Below are 19,936 nucleotides of genomic sequence, written 5' to 3' on the forward strand. Positions count from 1 at the left end.
CGGCCCTCGCTTTTTGCCGAGCAACACCGGCTACCGCCAGCCGAGCGCTGGGGCGACGTGGGTCAGGATCGATTCGATGATGTGGGCATTGTAGGCAACGCCGAGCTGGTTAGGCACGGTCAGCAATAGTGTATCGGCCTCGGTGATCGCCTCATCCTTCTTGAGCTGCTCGATAAGGATATCCGGCTCGGCGGCGTAGCCACGCCCAAAGATCGCGCGGGTCCTCTCGTCGAGAAATCCGATCTGGTCTTGATCGTCGCCACCTCGTCCGAAGTATGCGCGATCGCGATCATCCATCAGCGCGATGATGCTGCGGCTCACCGAGACCTGTGGCTCGCGTGGGTGGCCTGCTTCCTTCCAGGCGGCGCGATAGGCTCTGATCTGTGCGGCCTGCTGCACATGGAAAGCCTCGCCGGTTTCGTCGTTCTTGAGCGTCGAACTCTGCAGGTTCATGCCGAGCTTGGCTGCCCATATTGCGGTGGCGTTCGAGCCGGCTCCCCACCAGATCCTATCGCGAAGTCCTTCGGAATGCGGTTCAAGCCGCAGCAGTCCCGGTGGATTCGGAAACATGGGGCGTGGATTTGGCTGCGCAAAGCCTTTGCCCTGCAGCACGCTGAGAAATACTTCGGCATGACGCCGCCCCATGTCGGAATCGGTCGCGCCCTCCGCCGGCTGATAACCGAAATGCCGCCATCCATCGATCACCTGTTCGGGCGAGCCTCGGCTGATGCCAAGCTGCAGGCGGCCGCCGGCAATGAGATCGGCTGCGCCGGCGTCTTCGGCCATATAGAGCGGATTCTCATAGCGCATGTCTATGACCGCGGTGCCGATCTCGATGCGGCTCGTTTTCGCGCCGACGGCTGCCAGCAAGGGAAAGGGCGACGCGAGCTGGCGTGCAAAATGATGAACACGGAAGTACGCTCCATCAGCGCCCAGCTCTTCAGCTGCGACGGCGAGGTCGATGGATTGCAGGAGCGCATCTCCCGCCGAGCGGGTCTGCGATTGCGGCGAGGGCGTCCAGTGCCCGAATGATAGAAATCCGATTTTTTTCATACTGACAATCTATCGACGCTGCGGCCGATTTGCGAGCCTCGCTGTGAGCAAAACTATTACTGCCGAGATCAAGCGAATTGCACAATGTTCATTGTCAAGCTGAGCCGGCTTCACCCTGTTGCCATGGCGTGCTCTTATTCAGCCGTGTGCGCTGCAGTCCTTCCGAGGTTGCAAGCCATTCATTCCGATTTTCAACTCAGTTAAGCTGGATTGTGGCTGAGGTTTCGGTTTAAGAGGATGCGCGGTGGTCGCTACTGCTTCGCTAAAGGCGGCTGTTCGCTAATCGAACCGTCTCACTTGATCGTCCTATGAGATTGGCCCATGACCCTCATATACCCACGCGAAAGTAATGCAGCACACGCGCCGCGGCTGTCACCGGAATATAAGAGCTCTGTGAAGCGCTCGCCGACCAAGCCGCTGATCATCATGCCTCATACGTTGTCGGAATTGACCGGCCCCGTTTACGGCCACGAGACCGTGCGGGCGAACGATCACGACCTCACGACCCAGCATCAGGGGGAGCCGCTCGGCGAGCGGATCATCGTGCACGGACATGTCCGTGACGAAGACGGCCGTGGCGTTGCCAATGAACTGGTGGAGGTGTGGCAAGCCAACGCCTGCGGACGCTACGTCCATGTGGTCGACCAGCATCCGGCGCCACTCGACCCGAATTTTACCGGAGCAGGGCGAACCAAGACCGACGCCAGCGGCTATTACAGGTTCATCACCATCAAGCCCGGCGCGTATCCGTGGGGCAATCATCCGAACGCCTGGCGTCCGGCTCACATCCACTTCTCGCTGTTCGGGCATTCGTTCGTTTCGCGCATTGTGACGCAGATGTATTTCCCCGGCGATCCGCTGTTCGCCTACGATCCGATTTTCAATTCGGTCACCGATGAGAAGGCGCGGATGCGGATGGTTTCGAGTTTCGATCTCGAAAACACCAAGCCCGATTGGGCTCTTTGCTATCGCTTCGACATCGTCTTGCGCGGACGCAACGCCACACCTTTGGATGACGACTGATGAGCGGCATTACTCCATCACAGACTGTCGGCCCTTATTTTAAATACGGGCTGACGCCGGGCAACGACTATCAGTGGAACGATGCCTTCGGCAACGATCTGGTGACTCCAGATGTTTCGGGCGAACGCATCCGCATCGTCGGACGCGTGTTCGATGGCGACGGCAAGGAGATCACCGACTCGATGCTGGAGATCTGGCAGGCGGACGGCCAAGGCCGCTTTGCCGATCCTCAGGATGCGCGTTCGCTTCCCAACGCGGCTTTCAGAGGCTTCGGCCGCTGCGGGACGGACAGCAAGGGCGCTTATTCATTTCACACCATCAAGCCAGGGCCGGTTGCGGGGCCTCGCGAGCAACAGGCGCCGCATATTCTGCTCGCGGTTTTTGCCAGAGGCATGACCCGGCAGGCGCAGACCCGGATTTATTTCGAAGACGAGGCTGCGAACGCCAAAGATCCGATCCTTGCGCTTGTTCCTGCGGAACGCCGTACGACATTGATCGCGGTTCGCGAGCCGGGGGACATCGCAACCTATCGGTTCGATGTCCATCTGCAGGGCGATCTGGAGACTGTGTTTTTCGACCTGTGAGCGGTTCACAGCCGCGTCTTTCAGATCTTTGCTCATACTTCGCGATAGTTAAGAATGCCCCATATTGTCTGTCACTATTCAACGGGCCAGGAGATGCCTCCGATCAGCGAGGTGATGATGGCGCTTCATCTCGCTGCCGCTTCCACGGGTGTGGTCAAGGCGGAAGATCTCAAGATCCGCGCTCAAGCCTTTGATGACTATCTGGTCGCTGGGAAGGCTCAATCATTCTTCCACGTGTCGCTTTATCTGCTTGCAGGAAGAACGCCGCAGCAGAAGGAGATGCTGAGCGTCGAGTTGAGAAGTACCTTATCGAAACTGCTCGAGAACACGCACAGCATCAGTATCGACATCCGTGACATGGACCCGGATGCCTACAAGAAGCGTCTGAAATAGCGAGCCTCTAGAAGCTTCTCGCCGGTTTCCGCTTGGTTACTGAAGTCTTCAATGAGGGCAGGCTTTATCCGTAAGCCCGATACTGCCGTCGATATATTACACGATTCACAAGCATTCTTCGGTACGCCCGTTGTTCTGCCTCATTTCCGGGCGGACATCGCGCAAACTTGATGTTAGACGGAAGGCGAAGTTCGGCGTGGGAGTGATGAGTTTTAAGTCGCTCCGATCTTACTCGCAGGTTTCAAATGAAAAAAACAAACGGCAGCCGGGCCGCTTCTGCGGAGCAATCGGCGCGACGACGGGGCAGGGAGAAGATCCATGACGATATTGAGGCAGCCTGGCTGATCGAGCGGCCTGATCTTGATCTCAAGGTCGCCTGTACGCTGCTCCGGATGGCGCGAGCGAATCTGATGCACGAAGCCCGCGTGCAGGCGATTTCGAAAGCGATCGGGCTGGTGACCGGCGATCTTCACGTCTTGCTGGCGTTGCGACGTTGCGGAAAACCTTATGAACTGCGGCCGACTGACCTGTTCCGCACCTTGCTGGTGACCTCGGGCGCGATGACGAAGCGTGTCACGCGACTTCAGGAGGCAAGGCTCATTTCGCGCGTATCGGCGAACGATGATGGACGATCGGAATTGGTGCGTTTGACCGCCAAGGGGCTGAACATCGCTGACCGAGCCATTTCCGACATCGCGCGGACCGTCAGGTGCGTCACGGCTGAGGGCCAGCTTACGGAGCATGAAATAGACGTGATGGATCGCGCTTTCCGAAAGCTTCTGACTGTGAAGGCGATCAGCTTTGAGGAGACGCTGGGCAAGAAGAGCGCTTCCAGGCGACGCGTCAGAGCATAGAACGCTAGACCAGGAGCGGTTTGGCCGCGGCTGCCATTTGCTTCAAGAGCGGCAGGAAGCGATCGATCATTTCGCCGGTCGATATGCGATCGACATGAGCTCCGATATTGGCGGCAGCAATGATGCCGCCGTCATATCTGTGGATCGGAACGGAGATGGAGCGGAAACCTCCCTCGGCCTCAAGGTCCACCAGGGAATAGCCCTTGCTGCGATCTGTGATGATCGTGGCGATGACGAGAGACTTGTCGGTGATCGTCTCAGGTGTCTGGGGCTTCAGCGTCATGCCGTTGATCGCCTCAGTCAGCTCGTCGTTTGAGAGCCGGCCGAGCAGAACACGCCCAACCGACGTGCAGAAAGCCGGAAGTCGGTAGCCGATATCAACCCCCGCAGGGAAAACGCGGGCGGGGCTCGCTCGGGCAACGAACACAACCTCGTCGCCGTCCAGCACGGCCAGCGAGCAAATCTCCTTCGCTTTGGCAGAGACCTCGTCCATGAGAGGCTGCATCACCGTGCTGATCTGGTTGGATGCGAGATATGTCGATGCGAGGGTGAGAATGCGCGGTGTCAGCGTGAAAAGCCGATCGTCCCCGGCTACGAAGCCCGACTTCTGCAGCGTCATGAGAATTCTGCGCACCGTCGCGCGCGGCAGATTGGACGCCTTGGCGATGTCGCTGAGCGTCATAGGCCGATGATCGACCGCGAACGACTGAATAACGCGCAAGCCGCGATCCAGGCTTTCAATGAATTCAGTCCCGTCGGGCCTGCCTTCCTTGTCCTCTGCCGTGCGCTTGAGTTTGGGCATGCCGCCTGTCGGTCCATTGATCGGATTGGCTGATTCACCAAAGGGAATAACGAATCAGCCGATGGTGCACTAGAGTCCTGATTCCGAAGTTCGCATCATTTCGCTGCTCGTTCGTCTGCGAACTTCGGAATCGAAGGACTCTAGCAAGTTATTGTTCTAGTGTGGCTTTGGTTCTGAAGTCCGCATTCCGGACTCGCCGCACGAATAATGCGGACTTCAGAACCGCCACACTAGTGTCCCGATTCCGAAGTCCGCATTCTAGACTGGCCGCTCAAGTGGTTCGGACTTCTGAGCCGCCACACTAGCACTGTCCGCAGCCTTCAGGAGAGATTTGAAGTCGAACGACAGGTCCATAACCTCTTCTGGCGATGGCGAAATTCCGCCGGCGATCAGGCGCCTTGCAGCCATCTGGTCGCCCGCGCGATTGACGCTGTCGACCGCAATCAGCTTTTTCTGCCTGTAATAAAACACCGAGAATTTTCCGTCCTCGATCGATCCGCGGACAGCCTGGGTATCGAAGTTGCGTGAGATTCCGACGATCTGAAGCTTGGCGTCATACTGGTCGGACCAGAACCGGGGCACGCTTTCGTAGGGTCCCGTGTCTCCGGCGATCGCCAGCCCAGCGGCTTTGGCCTGATCCTGAGCATTCTGCACGGATTCAAGGCGAAGCCACTCCTGCGCAAAAATATTGAAATGCGACGTGCAATCGCCCGCCGCAAAGATGTTGGAATCGCTGGTGCGGCCATGATCGTCCACGACGATGCCGTTGGTGCATTTTAAGCCAACGCTCTTGGCCAACTGGTCGTTAGGCAGGCCGCCTACGCCGATCAGGACAAGGTCTGCCGGAATGCGCCTATTGTTTCCGCAGAGCACCGCCGCAACTCGCCCGTGTCGTCCCTCGATCGAAGCGGCTGTTTCCTCAAGCAACACGTCGGCCCCGTGCTGCACATGCGTATCGAGCAGGAATTCGGACACAAGGGGCGATACGGCTCGTTCGAGCAGGCGAGACGCGCTCTCGAGAACAGTGACTTTCTTGCCGAGCTTGGTCGCCGATGCCGCGACTTCCAGGCCGATAAAGCCGCCGCCAATGACGACAATCTCGGACGCATCGTGGAGTCGCGCTTTGAGATCGACGGCATCGTGAAGCGATCTGAGATAGCAGACGCCGTCCAGATCCGCGCCCTGGATCGGCAGCTGTCGCGCATGGGAGCCCGTTGCAATCACGACTTTGTCGAAGGCCAATTCCGAACCGCCGCCGAGCAGGACTTTCCGCGATCGCTTGTCGATTTCGAGCGCGCGAGTCCCAAGCACGAGGTCGATGGCCTTTTTCTCGAAGAACGCGCCGTCGCGCAGGATCAGGCTTTCCTTGCTCTCAAGACCGAGAAGAAAGCCTTTGGAGAGTGGTGGCCGCTGATAGGGCAGGCTGTGCTCATCCGCGACAATGGTGATGCGCTCGGCATAGCCGGAATCCCGCGCAGTCAGGCAGGCCTGGACGCCGGCATATGATGCGCCAATAACGACGAGGCCGCTCATCTCTCGGTCTCCGGTACGTAGACTGTGAGGGGGTCAACGGGGAAGGGGGCTTTCAGCTGGCAGCTCAATCGGCTGTTTGGCTTCCTCGTGGCTGTCACTGCGCCCAGCAATTCAAGCTCGTCTTCCATTGGGGCCGGAAGATGACTCAGTTGCGCCTCGTCGACGTAGACGTGACATGTCGCGCAGTCGAGACAGCCGCCGCACTCGCCGTCGATGCCAGCAATTCCATTGCGGACCGCGGCAAGCATCACGCTCACACCTGAACCGATCTCGACCACGTTCTCAGCGCCATTGCGTTCAACGAACTTGATGTGAGCCACTCGTCACCTCTCATCTTTAACCGTTAAACGAACATAAGTTCGTCTATTGAACGTAGCAAGATCGAATATGGCGGAGCTTCCCAGACCTAAAATCCACAATCGCAGCATTTGTTAGCAGCCGCAGCATGCAAAATAGGCTTGCGGGCGATCAGAATTAGAGGCAATCTAAGAATGTATCGAACTTATGTTCGTCTATTGAACAAAATATAAAAAGGGGGGCGTCATGAGGTGGTCGGCAGGATTGTTGGTGATTGGTGGCATCATCGCAGGGTCCGCTGCTTCTCCTGTGTTCGCGCAACAGCCTGACTTGAATGCGCCTGACCTCATTTTGACGAACGGCAAGATCCTGACCATGGACAGTCAGTCGAGAGTGGTCGACGCGCTGGCGATTCGGGACGGCAAGATCCTCGCGCTCGGAAGCACGGCGGCGATGAAGCCGTTGGCGGGCGCGCAGACCAAGGTGATCGACCTCGGCGGAAAGTCTGTTGTGCCGGGATTGATCGACACCCACGCACACTTCAAGGCCGCGGGGCTCGGCGAGTACGTGGTTAACATGAGTCGGGCGAAGACGGTCGCGGAGGCTCTGGATGCCATCAAGGCATTCGTCGCGAACAAGAAGTCTGGCGAATGGATTATCGGCAGTGCCTGGCATCCCCCGTCACAGCTTGCGGAAAAGCGCTATCTCACCCGGCAGGAAATCGACAGCGTTGCTCCGAACAACCCGGTCTATCTGCGCACTGTTGGGCATTTTTCGATGGCCAACAGTCTCGCTCTGCAGAAGGCCGGCGTCGAGAAGAACACGCCAGATCCGAGCGGGGGATCGTTCGAGAAGGATAAGTCCGGCGAGTTGACGGGCGTTCTGGTTGAGACGGCCATCGATCGCGTCGAGAAGGCGGTGCCTGCCTGGACCGAGCAGGATCAGATCCGACAGTTCAAGATCGCCGAAAATGCCCTGAACAGCTACGGAATTACAAGCGTCGTCGAAGGAGCCACTGAGGCGAAGGACATTGCTACACTTCAGAAGATTTCGCTGTCCGGAGAAGCTACCCTTCGCGTCGGCGTGATGTACCGCCCGGAACCGCCGAAGGAGATGGCGGCTTGGGAAGCCCTCATGAGCGGTAACGGCGCGTCCTCCGGCTTCGGCGATGATTGGCTGAAGTTCGCAGGCATCAAGATTTTCTACGACGGCGGCATGACGCTGAAGACGGCGTTGATGCGTGACGAATATCCCGACTCGCACGACCATTATCATGGCATCACGCAGCAGACGCCGGAGCGGCTGAAGCAACTGATTTCGATTTGCAATCGATACAACTGGCGCGTTGGCGTTCACGTCGTTGGCGATTTGGGCATCGACCAGGTGCTCGATGCATTCGAGGCTGCCGACAAGGAAAAGTCGATCAAGGACCGGCGTTTCGTTCTGATCCATGCGAGCCTGATCACGCCCGAGCAAATGGAGCGGGCTCACCGTCTTGGCGTGCGAGCCGATTTCCAGAACGTCTTCATGTGGGACAAGGCCGCGACTGTTGAGCGCTTCCTCGGCAAGGCTGTTGCGGATCGCGCTGTTCCCACGAAGACGCTGATCAAAATCATGGGGATCGACAATCTCGGTGCAGGCACCGATTTTCCGGTTAATCCCATCAACCCGTTCCTCAACATGTACATCATGGTGACGAGGAAGGACCCCAATGGGCACGTCTATGGTGCTTCAGAAGCGATCAGCCGCGAGGAAGCCTTGCGGCTCTACACCAGTGCTGCATCGCGATACATGTTCGACGAAGGTCGAAAGGGCACTTTGCAGCCTGGAAAGTTGGCCGATCTTGTAGTCCTCTCTGCAGACTTCATGATGGTGCCCGAAGAGGACATCAAGAACATTAAGGCCGACATGACGTTGGTTGGCGGCAAAGTCGTATTTCAGCGTTGAGCCGCAGGGCGACTGACGGCTTCAGATTCGAAGGAGAACCTCATCATGATGAGCCAACAGCAAAACGATCTGATCACCAGGATAGGTCCGAAGGATCCTGCTGGAAAATTGATGCGGATGTATTGGCAGCCCGCTGCGCTCGTCGATGAGCTTGAGGGTGATCGGCCGATCCGAGCCGTGAAACTGCTCGGCGAAAACTTCGTGCTGTTCCGCGACGAAACCGGCCGCTACGGACTGATGGATCGCGACTGCCCGCACCGCGGGGCTGACCTCGCGTTCGGCCGGCTTGAGAATGGCGGCCTGCGTTGCGCTTTCCATGGCTGGCTGTTCGACGTTAACGGTCAGTGTCTTGAGACGCCGGCCGAGCCTGTCGGATCGTCGCTGTGCAAGAATATCAAGCAGCGCGCTTATCCGGTTGTGGAGAAGGGCGGCATATTGTGGGCGTATCTCGGAGAGGGCGAGCCGCCGGCATTCCCCGAGATCGACTGCTTCGCGGCGCCGGATGCCTACACGTTCGCGTTCAAGGGGCTGATCAATTGCAATTGGCTGCAGGCCCTTGAGGTCGGCATCGATCCTGCTCACGCCTCTTTCCTGCATCGTTTCTTCGAAGACGAAGATACGTCGACGGCGTACGGCAAGCAGTTCCGCGGCGCATCCGCCGACAGCGAAATGCCGATGACGAAAATTCTGCGCGAATACGATCGTCCGATCATCAACGTGGAGCAGACCGAATATGGCATGCGTCTGATTGCCTTGCGAGAGATCGATGATCAGCGCACCCATGTTCGCGTGACCAATCAGCTGTTTCCGCATGCCTTCGTGATTCCGATGAGCACGGAGATGACGATTACGCAGTGGCATGTGCCGGTGGACGACGAGAACTGCTATTGGTACGCGATCTTCACCAGCTTCGCGAAGCCGGTCGACAAGAAGAAGATGCGCGAGCAGCGGCTCGAGCTCTATGAGCTTCCCGACTATGTATCGCGCAAGAACAAGTCGAACGATTACGGTTTCGACCCGCATGAGCAGGCGACGTCGACCTACACCGGCATGGGCGTCGACATCAATGTCCACGACCAGTGGGCGGTGGAATCCATGGGCGCGATCCAGGACCGCACCCGTGAGCATCTCGGCCAATCGGATAAAGCCATCATCCAATACCGCCGCCTCCTGCGGCAGGAAATCGAGAAGGTGGCGTCCGGTGGTAAGCCGTTTATGTTCCTCGATGAGGCGCATGCGCGGAGCATTCAGGGGCCAGGGACGATGGACGGCATCGGTCCCACCAAGGGCTGGGAAATTTATTGGATGGAAGTCGACGTGAAACGGCGGCGAGGAGCGCCTTGGGCGGCGCCCGTGCCGGCCGACATTGCACAAAAGGCGCCCCATCTGACGGCTGCCGAGTAAGGCCGTAGCGGAGGGCATCGTTTTGAGTTTCGTCAAGAAGCACGGCCTCTGGTCCGATGAACAACAGGAGGCGGCGACTCGTCTGCGACGCGTCGCCGAGGAAAAGAAGCTGGACACAATCCGGCTGTCGTTTCCGGATCAGCACGGCATTTTGCGTGGGAAGACGCTGATCGCTGGTGAAGCGTTGAAATCGCTCGAAAGCGGCTGCTCGATCACCACGACGATGCTCGCCAAGGATACGTCGCATCGTACGGTGTTCCCGGTGTTCACCGCAGGCGGCGGTTTCGGCATGACCGAGATGCAGGGCGCCAGCGATTGCCTGATGATCCCGGATCCAACAACCTTCAAGGTGTTGCCCTGGGCGCCGACGACGGGCTGGCTGTTGTGCGACGTATATTTCGCGGATGGTCGTCCTGTGCCGTTCGCCACCCGCGGACTTTACAAATCGGTTTTGAACCGGCTGGCCGAGCGTGGCTATGACTTCATGGCGGGGCTCGAGGTCGAATTCCACATCTTCAAAGTCAACGACCCCAAGATGGCGCCGGAGCATGCCGGCCAGCCGGGTGAACCGCCGGACGTCTCGCTTCTGTCCCACGGATATCAATATCTGACCGAGCAGCGTTACGATCAGATCGAACCTGCCCTCGAATTGATCCGGCGAGACGTCATGGCGCTTGGCTTGCCCCTGCGCTCGATGGAAGTCGAGTTCGGACCGAGCCAGGCGGAATTTACGTTTCAGCCGACGGTCGGTCTCGCTCCCGCGGATACCATGGTGCTTTTCCGCAGCGCCGTGAAGCAGATCGCGCATCGTCACGGTTATCATGCGACCTTCATGTGCCGGCCCCGCATCCCCAACGTGGTGTCGTCGGGTTGGCATTTGCACCAATCACTCATATCGCGCGCCAGCGGTGAAAATGCCTTCATGTCGAAGGTTGAGACCGAAGGCATGTCAGAGCTCGCCAAGGGGTATCTCGGCGGATTGCTTGAACATGCGCGGGCGTCGACAGTATTCACCACGCCGACGATCAACGGATATAAGCGTTATCGATCCTATTCCCTCGCGCCTGACCGGGCGATCTGGGGCAGGGATAACCGTGGCGTCATGATCCGCGTGCTGGGCGGCCCGAACGATCCCGCGACGCGCCTGGAGAACCGGGTCGGCGAGCCGGCCGCAAACCCCTATCTTTACATGGCCTCGCAAATCCTGTCGGGCTTGGACGGGGTGGACCGTAAGCTCGATCCAGGCCCCTCGGCCGACACGCCCTATGAGACGAAGGCCAGTCTGCTGCCAAAAACGCTACGCGAGGCGGTATTTGCTCTGCATGATGACCCATTCTTCCGCGACGCGATGGGGAAAGAATTGGTAGACTATTACGTCCACATCAAAAATGCGGAAATCGAGCGCTTCCAAAGTGAAGTGACCGAATGGGAGCAGCGCGAATATTTCGAGATGTTCTGATTGAAATTCAATAAAGTCACCCGCAGCCAGGCGCTGTGTCAGGCGACAGGATAAGGGGAGTGGAATGAGGAATTCAGCGAAGTTGCTTTTGGCGTTGGCTGCTTTGGGTCTGACGAGCGGGGGCGCATCGGCAGATGTCATCAAGGTCGGCGTCATCGGGACAATGTCTGGGCCGTACGCGCTGTTCGGCGCCAATTTCAAGCGGGGGATCGAGGCATGGGTTTCCCAGAACGGAAACAAGGTCGGTAATCACGAGATCCAGTTCATTTATCGTGATGAAGAATCCCCCAATCCTGCGAAATCCAAGGCGCTTGCTCAGGAACTGATCGTCAAAGACAAGGTCCAGTATCTGGCGGGCGTTTATTTCACGCCCGATGCCATGGCGATTGCGCCGCTGCTGGACGAATCGAAGACGCCGCTCGTCGTCATGAATGCTGCAACGTCGGCGATCGTCGAAAAGAGCCCCTATATCGTGCGCACATCCTTCACGATGTGGCAGAACACTGTTCCCGCTGCTCAGGTCGCCAAAAAGAACGGCGCGAAGAAAGTCGCGATCGCAGTGAGTGATTACGGCCCCGGCATCGATGCCGAGGCTGCATTCAAAAAGACGTTCGAGGCAGCCGGCGGTACGGTGACGGAAGCGATCCGCATGCCGCTCAACACCACGGACTTCAGCCCGATCATGCAGCGGATCAAGGACTCCGGTGCCGACACGATCTTCACGTTCCTGCCGGCAGGACCGCCGACTCTTGGCTTCGTCAAGGCCTATATCGACAACGGTCTGAAGGCTGCCGGCGTCAAGCTGATGTCGACCGGTGACGTTGTGACCGAGCCGGATCTGCCGAATATCGGCGACAGCGGCATCGGCATTCTCTCGACCTATCACTATGCCGTCTCGCATAATTCGCCGGAGAACAAGGCTTTCCTCGATCAGATGGTGAAGGATGGCGGCAAGCTCGACGAAGTGACCATGACGTCGGTTGCGGCGTATGACGGTGCGCGTCTGATCTACAAGATGATTGAAGCGACCAACGGTCAGCGTGACCCCGCGAAGGCGATCGCTGCCGTCAAGGGCATGAAATGGGTGAGCCCGCGTGGCCCGGTGTCGATCGATCCGGACACTCGGCACATTCGCCAGAATGTCTATCTCCGCGAGGTCAAAAAGGTCGATGGCAAACTCATCAACCAGGAAATCCAGACGTTCGATGCGCAGCCTGATTGGGCTCTGAGCAAGAACTAAGGTTCACCAGAGGTCTCCGTGGCTGTGCGCTGCGGAGACCTTTTATATTTTTTAGAGCGGCATCGGCAGGGACGACGGGATGACGGAAAGTTCGGCTTCTCTTCGCTTGCTCAATGGACGCATCTATCGCTCGGCTTACGACCAATCTCCTGCCAAGGCGCTTCTGGTTCGAAACGGAAAGGTCGCCTGGGTTGGGGAGGAAGATGATGTTCCCGCAGTGGACGTGACCATCGACTTGAAGGGGACGACTGTCATCCCCGGTCTCACCGATCCGCATATCCACCTCTTTGCGATTGCCAATGCCCGGCTGTTGGTCCCGCTGGGACAGCAGCATGCTTCGTCGGTCGATGATGTCCTGAGGGGGCTAGCGACGCGTGCGCGCACCGAGCAAAAAGGCAGTTGGATTCAGGGCGTGGATTTCGATGAGAACAATCTCACCGAACATCGCTATCCAACGCGCGATGAAATCGACGCTGTTATTCCCGATCACCCCGTGATGATCCGCCGCTTCTGTGGCCACATCGCCATTCTCAACAGCGCGGCATTGCGGCAGCTTGGTTTCGACGAGGGACTGTCGAATCCCGAGGGTGGCGTCTTCGGCCGCTTTGCCGATGGCCGCCTGGACGGCAGTGCGATCGAAAGCGCTGCCGAGATGGCGTTTCGCGCCATGCCGCGAACGGATCGGGCCGTTCTGGCTGAGGCGCTTGGTCTCACCATCGATGACTGCCTGCGGACGGGAATGACGGCTGCCGTGGAAGCTGCGGTGGGATTTACGAGCGGTTTCGATGAGGAGTTCGCGATCTGGAACCTCCTCCGGCGCGATCAGCAACGCCTGCCGATGCGGCTCGGCTTCATGCTTCAGCTTGATCCGGATGAAGCCGTCGAACGGGGACTGATGCCGGGCCTCGATCCCGATTGGCAGTGTGCGACATTGAAATACTTCGCCGATGGCATTGTCGGCGGACGCACGGCGGCCGTGAGCGAAGAGTATTCCGATACGCCGACGCGCGGGTTTTTCATGCGCGACGAGGCGGATCTTGAGCGCGTGATCATCGAGGCGCATCGCCAGGGTTGGCAGGTGGCTGTGCACTCGGTGGGAGATCGGGCTATCTCTCATGTCATCAGCTCTTACGAAAAGGCGCAGCAGGCTGCTCCCCGCCACGACGCTCGCCACCGCATCGAGCATTTCTTTTGCCCGCCGGTTGATGGCTTTGAGCGAATGAAACGGCTCGGCGGCGTCATCGTTATGCAACCGAGCTTTCTGACGCGCATGCGCCGTTCAATTCTCAACGCGTTCGGCGATCGCGCCCATCGCAATTATCCCGGCCGTTCAGCCCTCGATGCCGGTGTGAATTATGCCGGCAGCTCCGATGCCCCCACGGGACTTGTCTCGCCGTGGGCCGGAATCGCGGATGCGGTCGACCGGGGCGCTCCGGGCGGCGATCCGATCGGTCCAAACGAGGCGCTGACCGTGCGGCAGGCGATAGCGAGTTACACCCGAGGCGGTGCCTACGCCATGAAACATGAAGGCTGGCGGGGCGCCCTCGAGCCGGGGATGGCAGCGGACCTGATCGCGCTTGACTGCGATCCATTTACTGCCATCAATCCCGATCTTCGAAACATCAATGTGTTGATGACGATGGTTCGCGGTGAAATCCATCACGATGCGATCGGTCGGACCTCCGCGGCAGCCGCGACGATGTCAGCATAAGGAACGTGATGCAGACAATCCTGAGTATCGCATTCGACGGCATTGCCTACGGAATGGTGCTGTTTATCATTTCGATCGGGCTGTCGATCATGATGGGCCTCATGCGGGTGGTGAATCTCGCGCATGGGGCCTTCGCGATGATCGGCGGCTATCTCGCGTCTTATGCGATGCACGATCTCGGCATGAATTACGCCGTTGCGATCATTGCCGCGGTGGTCGGCACCATCATCATCTCGATTCCGTTTGAGATTCTGCTCTATCGCCGCATTTACCGGAAGTCCGACGCTTTAACGCAGTTGCTGCTGACGATCGGCATCACGTTCTTCATTATTGGAATAGCCAATTTTCTCCTGGGGCCGACGCTGAAGTCGATTCCATTGCCAGCCGCATTGAGTGGACCGATGGACATCGGCTTTCGCATGGTGCCGACACACCGCATCTTCGTGATCATCTGCGGTGTGATCGCGGCGCTCGCACTTTGGCTGCTGATCGACAGAACCGAGTTCGGCGTTCGGCTGCGCGCGTCCGTCGACAACAGCGACATGGCTGATTCTCTCGGCATCCGGACCGAGTGGATTTACGCGACGACTTTTGCACTGGCAGTCGGGCTTGGCGCGTTCGGCGGCGTCCTGGGGGCGGAGTTGATGCCGATCGAGCCGTTTTATGCACTCCGCTACATGGTAACTTTCCTCGTTGTCGTCTCCGTGGGCGGTGCGGGATCAATCACAGGCGCCATTGCGGCATCGTTGTTGCTTGGGTTCGCTGATACGACAGGAAAGTATCTTGCGCCGGAATACGGCGAGTTCTTTTTCTATCTTGTCGTTATCCTCGTCGTTTTTCTATTCCCCCGAGGGCTGTTCGGGCGGGCCCACTAGATGAATGCTTTTTCCAGATCGACAGTGATGCGGCTAGAGTCCTTTTCCTTTACGCAGGAAATGCTGGGTGTGGTGTCCATCGGCCTGCTTGGCCTGGTGGGCTATCTGCTCTTCCCTGATGATCTCGCGTTCCTGACTCGGTTGATCAGCATCACGTTGCTGGTTCTCTCGCTCGATTTGGTGACGGGATACTGCGGGGTCGCCACCCTTGGACAGGCTGTTCTCTACGGCGTGAGCGCGTATGTAGTCGGAAATGCCGCCATTGCGGGTATTGGTGATCCGATCCTGTTGCTCCTTGTCGGTATCGGTGCCGGCGTTCTGATGGGACTTGTTTCGGGACTCCTGATCACGCGGTTTCGCGGTCTCCCGCAGCTTGTGCTGTCAATTGCGTTCGGTCAGCTCGTGGCCGCACTTTGTAACAAGCTCTCGACGCTCACCGGCGGAAGCGATGGTTTGGCGGGCATCACACCGGCTCCGGTGTTTGGTGTCTTTCACTTTGATATGTACAGCCGCACGGCGTTCATCTTCTCTCTGGTCGTTCTCGCGATTGTATTCGTCGTGCTGTTGCGCTTTGTCCGTTCACCATTCGGCTTGTTGTGCCGCGGCATCAGGGATGACGATTTACGGGTGCAGATGATCGGCGCGAAGGTGTATCCACGGCTGATCATCATGTACGGCGTGTCGGGTGCCGTTGCCGGCGTCGGTGGCGCGTTGAATGCGATCACAGCCGGTGTTGTCGGATTGGACAGTGTGGGCTTTGAGCGTTCGGCGGAAGCGCTGGTGATGCTCGTGCTCGGCGGCGCCGGAAATCTGTGGGGCGCGCTGTTCGGTTCGATCATCTTCCAGATCTTCGGACACTATGTGTCATCGACCAATCCGTTCCATTGGATGACATTGGTCGGTTTGCTGTTGATCCTTGTGGTGGTCTTCCTGCCGCGTGGCTTGTCCCACGGCATTGCAGTTCTATGGTCAAGGTTGATCAAGCGGGAGACACGTCCATGACGGATCTTCTCAAGCTCGAGGGATTGTCAAAGTCGTTTGGCGGCCTTCACGTCAGCCGGGACATTTCATTTGGTCTCTCGGCTGGCGATCGCGTCGCATTGATCGGACCGAACGGCGCGGGGAAGACCACGCTTGTCAACGTGATCTCGGGGGACCTTGAACCAACGGAAGGGCGTCTCTTCCTCCAGGGAGAAGACATCACACACCTCGGTATCACCGAACGGGTACAGCGCGGCCTGGTTCGCACATTCCAGGTCACTCGGCTGTTCAACAGCCTCACCGCGGCGGAAAACGTGGCGCTGGCGATCATGCAGCGCAGAGGGCTTACGCGACGCGTGTTCTCAACTGCAGCGAACAGGCCTGACGTCCGCGAAGAATGGGAGCGACTCTTGGGCTCCTTGGGTATTGCCCATCTGGCGAGATTACCTGTGTCGAAGCTCGCTTACGGCCAGCAGCGACTTCTTGAACTCGCGATTGGTCTTGCGCTGAAGCCGAAGGTCTTGCTGCTCGATGAACCGGCGGCCGGTGTGCCTCATGACGAAGCGCCGAAGATTCTAGAGGCCATCGATCGTCTGCCGCCCGACATTGCGGTGCTGATGATCGAACATGATATGGACCTCGTCTTCCGGTTCGCCAAACGCGTTCTTGTTCTCGCCAATGGGCGGCTCATTTTCGAGGGAACACCCGAGGCCGTGACGATCGATGCAGAGGTGCGCCGCGCCTATCTAGGGAGCTACGCCGATGCCCGCCGCACGGCTTGACGTCGAAGGTTTGAGCGCGGGCTATGGGCCAACGCGCATTATTCAGGGCCTCTCTTTTCATGTGGAGGCCGGGGACAGGTTGGCCATCCTCGGCCGCAATGGAATGGGAAAGACGACGCTATTGGCAACGCTGATGGGGCTGTCCACGCGCCATCACGGGACCGTCAAGGTCGGCGACGTCGACGTGACGGCGCGCCGGACATCGGCCCGCGCCCATCTTGGTGTCGGCTATGTGCCGCAAACGCGGGATATCTTCCGTTCGCTGACCGTTGAGGAAAACCTGTCGGCGGGTCTGAAGGGACGGCCGCGCGCCGCGCTGGAAGAGGCCTATGAGATGTTTCCGCGGCTTGGCGAGCGGCGGCGGAATCTTGGCGGCCAATTGTCAGGCGGCGAGCAACAGATGCTGTCAATGGCAAGGACGCTTCTCGGTCGACCGTCGATCTTGCTGCTTGACGAACCGCTGGAAGGCCTCGCCCCGGTGATCTGCGATGAACTCATGACCATGATCTCCGACCTCGCGGCATCAGGGAAGATGACCATTCTTCTGGTGGAGCAACAGATCGAACGCGCTCTGGACTTTGCGAGCCGCGTGATGATTCTGGAGCGTGGACGATTGGCGTGGCAGGGCGCTTCAAGCGAGTTGAAATCGGATCGCGCGCTGGTGGAACGGCTGCTCGGCGTGGGTATCCATTAGACGCAACTGCGCTTAGCTCTTGCGATCCTTCATTCGCTCGATGAGCATCTGCGTCGTCAAGAAGCTTGAGGGAGAGTTGCCCTTGGTGGCCAATTGAACCAATGTCACTTGGGTTGCCTCGAGCCTTTTGTCTCGCAAGGGAATGGCTACCAGCGTTCCCGCAAGCAATTCCGGCATGGCCGCGTCGCGTGGAAGAAATGTGCCGAGTTCGGCTTTCCCGACAATGCTGCGGGCAAAGGCGAGAGAGTTCGTTTCGCCATAGAGTTCGAGTTGTATGTTGGCCTGTGCGCAGGCGCGGTCGATCTCCTGCCGGATGCCGAACGACGGATCGGGTACGATTACCCGCAGGCCAGCCAGATCCTTCGTCGTGCAGACGTCTCGATCGGCCATCGGATGATCCGGCGAGACGATCAGACAAAGCGATTGGCGCATGCGCGCCAGTTCCACGAGATCGCGCCTTGGCGCTCGACCGAAAACAAGCCCGAGGTCGACCTCGTGCCGGCTCACCATTTCGGCGACATCCCGTGAGCCAACCGCCGTAATGGCGATCGAAATACCTGGATACTCTTTGGCCAGATCCGCGACAAAGTCTGACAGGAAGCTCGCGAGCAAGCCCTCGACGGTTGCAATCTTCACGTGACCGCGCTGCAGCGAACCGAATTCCTCGACCTGATCCCGGACGCGTTCAAGCTTTTTCTGGCTCTCGATTGCATAGCGGTAAAGCACCTGGCCCGCGCTTGTCAGAGTCATGCCGCGCGCGCCGCGCTCGAACAGCTTGACCGCCAGTTCTTCTTCCAGGCCCTGCACCTGCCGGCTGATGGCGCTGGGCGCGATATTCAGGGATTCCGCGGCCTGCTTGACCGAGCCACGCAGGGTGACTTCCCGAAAATATCGGATGGCAGTGGATTCAAGCATGTGTTCCGGCTCGGCGGGGAATGCATCAGAACCAGGCGCAAGGCGCCTAGCGTTCGAATTTTGAGACTGCTCGCTTCTAAATTCAATGCTTTTATTCGATCCCTTGTTTTGTCATGCTTTCGTCAAGTTATTCGCTCGGTCTCGGCCCTGATGGAGAAATTAGATGGCTCGTTCTCGGTTCATTGCGCGTTGCCTGAGTTCACTTTTGCTAGCCGCCACTGTGGGATCGTACGCGACCGCGGCCTCTGCTGAGGATGTGATCCGCTTCGGCGCGCCGCTGCCGCTGACGGGGCCCCTGGCGCCCGAAGCCATCAAGCAACAACAGGGCTACGATCTCTGGGCTGAACAGGCCAACAAGGCGGGCGGCATTTCGGTCGGCGGCAAGAAGTACAAGGTTGAGATTGTCTACGCGGACTATCAATCGAATACACCGCGTGCAGTGCAAACATCCGAGCAGATGATCACGCAGAACAACGTCAACTTCCTGTTTGGCGCGTTCGGATCGGGTGCTGCGAAGGCGGCCAGCAGCGTCTCCGAGAAATACAAGGTGCCCACGATTGCTGCGACTGCGTCATCGGCGCAGGTCTACGATCAAGGCTACAAGTATCTGTTCGGCACCTTCACCCCGAACGACACGCTGACCACGCCGCTGACGCAGATCGTGAAGGCGAAGGCTCCGGACGTTAAGAAGGTGGCCATTCTCGCCCGCAACGATCTTTTCCCGCTGGCAATCGCGCAGGAAATGGAGAAGTCAGCCAAGGCGAACGGGATCGAGGTTGTCTACTTCGAGAAGTACGCCATCAACACGCTGGATCATTCGGCGACGCTGTCGCAGATCAAGTCCCTGGCCCCGCAGTGGATCTTCGTCACCGGCTACATCAACGATCTGTTGCTGGTCCGAAAGCAGATGGCTGATCAACAGATCAAGGCGACCGTCGTCTCGATGATCGCCGGTCCGGCTTATCAGGAGTTCATTGACGCCGCGGGGCAGACCGCTGAAAACGTGACCAGCGCGGCGTGGTGGCATCCGGCTGCGCAATATAGCGGCAAGGACATCTTTGGCACGACGGCCAATTATGTGAAGCTGTTCCGCGAGAAGTACAAATCCGATCCGGATTACGCACAGGCATCCGCGTCCGTCTCCGGCGCCCTCTTCCAGATGGCGATTGAGCGGGCAGGATCGATCGATCGGGACAAGGTGCGTGATGAATTGGCCAAGATGAACGAGATGACATTCTGGGGACCCGTCAAGTTTGGTCCAACCGGACAGATCAACTCGCTTGAGCCGCCGGTTTTCCAGATCCAGGGCGGGAAAGCGATCGTTCTGTCCCCACAGATCATCAAGCAGGGCGAATTCAAGCTCGGCGTGAATTGATAGCTTTCAACAGC

19 protein-coding genes are annotated in these 19,936 nt (G+C 58.6%); 14 read left to right on the forward strand and 5 right to left on the reverse strand.

Annotated features, from left to right (window positions below):
- Positions 1-30: 30 nt before the first annotated feature.
- A complete protein-coding gene (locus ACP0KA_RS16210) occupies positions 31-1,053 on the reverse strand; it encodes an LLM class flavin-dependent oxidoreductase (RefSeq protein WP_424629764.1) in 1,023 nt (340 codons plus the stop codon).
- 321 nt (positions 1,054-1,374) lie between these two features.
- Between ACP0KA_RS16210 and pcaH the strand changes: the two genes are divergently transcribed.
- From pcaH to ACP0KA_RS16230, 4 genes are all read left to right on the forward strand, one after another.
- Positions 1,375-2,076: a protocatechuate 3,4-dioxygenase subunit beta gene (gene pcaH, locus ACP0KA_RS16215; protein ID WP_424629765.1), complete on the forward strand. Its 702-nt coding sequence runs from the start codon at positions 1,375-1,377 to the stop codon at positions 2,074-2,076.
- Positions 2,076-2,660: a protocatechuate 3,4-dioxygenase subunit alpha gene (gene pcaG / locus ACP0KA_RS16220; protein ID WP_424629766.1), complete on the forward strand. Its 585-nt coding sequence runs from the start codon at positions 2,076-2,078 to the stop codon at positions 2,658-2,660. The genes pcaH and pcaG overlap by 1 nt, the downstream gene beginning before the upstream one ends.
- 54 nt (positions 2,661-2,714) lie before the next feature.
- Complete coding sequence (locus ACP0KA_RS16225) at positions 2,715-3,053, forward strand: 5-carboxymethyl-2-hydroxymuconate Delta-isomerase (RefSeq protein WP_424629767.1); 339 nt, start codon at positions 2,715-2,717, stop codon at positions 3,051-3,053.
- Between the two features lie 245 nt (positions 3,054-3,298).
- Positions 3,299-3,907, forward strand: coding sequence for a MarR family winged helix-turn-helix transcriptional regulator (locus ACP0KA_RS16230; protein ID WP_424629768.1), 609 nt, complete (start codon positions 3,299-3,301; stop codon positions 3,905-3,907).
- Between the two features lie 4 nt (positions 3,908-3,911).
- On the opposite strand, the gene ACP0KA_RS16235 is transcribed toward ACP0KA_RS16230, so the two are convergent.
- The 3 genes from ACP0KA_RS16235 to ACP0KA_RS16245 form a co-directional block, all read right to left on the reverse strand.
- A complete protein-coding gene (locus ACP0KA_RS16235; RefSeq protein WP_424629769.1) occupies positions 3,912-4,709 on the reverse strand; it encodes an IclR family transcriptional regulator domain-containing protein in 798 nt (265 codons plus the stop codon).
- Between the two features lie 258 nt (positions 4,710-4,967).
- The gene (locus tag ACP0KA_RS16240) at positions 4,968-6,242 is read right to left on the reverse strand and encodes an NAD(P)/FAD-dependent oxidoreductase (RefSeq protein ID WP_424629770.1); all 1,275 of its coding nucleotides are present in this window, start codon (positions 6,240-6,242) and stop codon (positions 4,968-4,970) included.
- The gene (locus ACP0KA_RS16245) at positions 6,239-6,562 is read right to left on the reverse strand and encodes a 2Fe-2S iron-sulfur cluster-binding protein (RefSeq protein ID WP_424629771.1); all 324 of its coding nucleotides are present in this window, start codon (positions 6,560-6,562) and stop codon (positions 6,239-6,241) included. Before ACP0KA_RS16245 ends, ACP0KA_RS16240 begins: the two co-directional genes overlap by 4 nt.
- A 223-nt stretch (positions 6,563-6,785) precedes the next feature.
- Between ACP0KA_RS16245 and ACP0KA_RS16250 the strand changes: the two genes are divergently transcribed.
- From ACP0KA_RS16250 to ACP0KA_RS16290, 9 genes are all read left to right on the forward strand, one after another.
- A complete protein-coding gene (locus tag ACP0KA_RS16250) occupies positions 6,786-8,486 on the forward strand; it encodes an amidohydrolase (protein WP_424629772.1) in 1,701 nt (566 codons plus the stop codon).
- A 45-nt stretch (positions 8,487-8,531) separates the two neighbouring features.
- Positions 8,532-9,890 (forward strand): Rieske 2Fe-2S domain-containing protein, encoded by a 1,359-nt coding sequence (locus ACP0KA_RS16255; RefSeq protein ID WP_424629773.1) that lies wholly within the window; start codon positions 8,532-8,534, stop codon positions 9,888-9,890.
- A 22-nt stretch (positions 9,891-9,912) separates the two neighbouring features.
- The gene (locus ACP0KA_RS16260; RefSeq protein ID WP_424629774.1) at positions 9,913-11,349 is read left to right on the forward strand and encodes a glutamine synthetase family protein; all 1,437 of its coding nucleotides are present in this window, start codon (positions 9,913-9,915) and stop codon (positions 11,347-11,349) included.
- Between the two features lie 64 nt (positions 11,350-11,413).
- Positions 11,414-12,589, forward strand: a complete 1,176-nt coding sequence (locus ACP0KA_RS16265; protein WP_424629775.1) for an ABC transporter substrate-binding protein — start codon at positions 11,414-11,416, stop codon at positions 12,587-12,589.
- A 79-nt stretch (positions 12,590-12,668) separates the two neighbouring features.
- Positions 12,669-14,300, forward strand: coding sequence for an amidohydrolase (locus ACP0KA_RS16270; RefSeq protein WP_424629776.1), 1,632 nt, complete (start codon positions 12,669-12,671; stop codon positions 14,298-14,300).
- A gap of 8 nt (positions 14,301-14,308) precedes the next feature.
- Entirely contained in the window at positions 14,309-15,175 is an 867-nt protein-coding gene (locus tag ACP0KA_RS16275; protein ID WP_424631627.1) for a branched-chain amino acid ABC transporter permease, read from the forward strand.
- 27 nt (positions 15,176-15,202) lie between these two features.
- Positions 15,203-16,177 (forward strand): branched-chain amino acid ABC transporter permease, encoded by a 975-nt coding sequence (locus ACP0KA_RS16280; RefSeq protein WP_424629777.1) that lies wholly within the window; start codon positions 15,203-15,205, stop codon positions 16,175-16,177.
- Complete coding sequence (locus ACP0KA_RS16285; RefSeq protein WP_424629778.1) at positions 16,174-16,938, forward strand: ABC transporter ATP-binding protein; 765 nt, start codon at positions 16,174-16,176, stop codon at positions 16,936-16,938. Before ACP0KA_RS16280 ends, ACP0KA_RS16285 begins: the two co-directional genes overlap by 4 nt.
- Positions 16,919-17,632 carry an ABC transporter ATP-binding protein gene (locus ACP0KA_RS16290; RefSeq protein ID WP_424629779.1) on the forward strand — a complete coding sequence of 238 codons (714 nt, stop codon included), beginning with the start codon at positions 16,919-16,921 and terminating at the stop codon, positions 17,630-17,632. Before ACP0KA_RS16285 ends, ACP0KA_RS16290 begins: the two co-directional genes overlap by 20 nt.
- Before the next feature lie 12 nt (positions 17,633-17,644).
- Here the strand turns inward: ACP0KA_RS16290 and ACP0KA_RS16295 are convergent, their stop codons facing one another.
- On the reverse strand, positions 17,645-18,547 hold the full coding sequence (locus ACP0KA_RS16295; protein WP_424629780.1) for a LysR family transcriptional regulator: 903 nt from the start codon (positions 18,545-18,547) through the stop codon (positions 17,645-17,647).
- 163 nt (positions 18,548-18,710) lie between these two features.
- Here ACP0KA_RS16295 and ACP0KA_RS16300 point away from each other — a divergent pair, with 163 nt between their 5' ends.
- On the forward strand, positions 18,711-19,922 hold the full coding sequence (locus ACP0KA_RS16300; RefSeq protein WP_424629781.1) for an amino acid ABC transporter substrate-binding protein: 1,212 nt from the start codon (positions 18,711-18,713) through the stop codon (positions 19,920-19,922).
- Positions 19,923-19,936: the final 14 nt, after the last annotated feature.

It is taken from the genome of Bradyrhizobium sp. SYSU BS000235 (assembly GCF_049747295.1).
In the GTDB taxonomy this organism is placed as follows: domain Bacteria; phylum Pseudomonadota; class Alphaproteobacteria; order Rhizobiales; family Xanthobacteraceae; genus Afipia.